General features: G+C 42.6%; 1 protein-coding gene. It reads left to right on the plus strand.

Annotated elements, in window-relative coordinates:
* The coding region (locus tag A3762_RS27915; RefSeq protein ID WP_197469470.1) for a hypothetical protein at positions 1–686 on the plus strand (686 nt) is incomplete at both ends.

Raw genomic sequence — 686 nt, forward strand, 5'->3', positions numbered from 1 at the left:
ATACAACTATCTGCACGAGGACTATTCAGGCACTACAACAATCACCCGGACCTTTTCATAAGTTATGACGAAATCGACTTAGCCGAGCCCGAAGAAACCACTACAGTTGCAGAAATATCGCCAAAGAGATTTGAACCATTGGCCGAGAACATTCTGCAAACTCTTGAAGATCTAAAAGTAACCGATGACACCGTTATCGAGTTTGAAGCCATTCATGTAGATAACACAGACTACAACAGGCAATATGAAAAGCAGCGGATTGGTTTAGAAAAAATGCAGGCCCTATCTGAAAAAATGGGAGCAGAACTTACCGAAAAATTATTCACCACAAAAGACATTGTGAGCGTACAAACGCTATTCAATAAAGCGGGAAAAATACGCTTTTCGTTAGCCGACCTTTACGTCATGGCCGATGAAGTCGCTCGCTACGAAAACAAAAAAGACGGTGTAATGACATTGCCGCAAGCATTATCCGGACTACCTGAATCGATCCAGATTGCCGCCGATGTTTACGAACAATGTTGGCATGACCTACCAAGTGAGATGAAACGTCCATCGAAAAAAGATTTGCATGACTATATTGAATCGCGCCATAAGATTAACCAAAAAAGCGTAATTGATGCGATCATCAAAGTATCAGTAGCCGATGACATGAAACTTGGCGGCAAGCCCGCCGAGAACGAAAT

This window comes from Oleiphilus sp. HI0125, from assembly GCF_001635355.1.